This is a genomic window from Janthinobacterium sp. Mn2066, assembly GCF_049319705.1.
Classification (GTDB): Bacteria; Pseudomonadota; Gammaproteobacteria; order Burkholderiales; family Burkholderiaceae_D; genus Janthinobacterium.
In genome coordinates, this window is the sequence record NZ_JBMOUF010000065.1 from 1 (window position 1) to 218 (window position 218).

2 tRNA genes are annotated in these 218 nt (G+C 51.4%); both read left to right on the forward strand.

Going from position 1 to position 218, the window contains the following annotated elements:
• A tRNA-Gly gene (locus ACL9RI_RS27770) sits at positions 1-76 on the forward strand.
• A gap of 62 nt (positions 77-138) precedes the next feature.
• Positions 139-214: transfer RNA gene (locus ACL9RI_RS27775), tRNA-Gly, on the forward strand.
• Positions 215-218 lie beyond the last annotated feature (4 nt).

A 218-nucleotide genomic window follows, 5' to 3' on the forward strand; every position in this document is an offset into this window, starting at 1 on the left:
GCGGGAGTAGCTCAGTTGGTAGAGCGCAACCTTGCCAAGGTTGAGGTCGAGAGTTCGAGACTCTTCTCCCGCTCCAAAAATTCAAGCAGCAAGTTGAATGACTTGTTGCTGTAATAGTGTTAGCAGCAAAAGCTCCATGCGGGAGTAGCTCAGTTGGTAGAGCGCAACCTTGCCAAGGTTGAGGTCGAGAGTTCGAGACTCTTCTCCCGCTCCAGTTT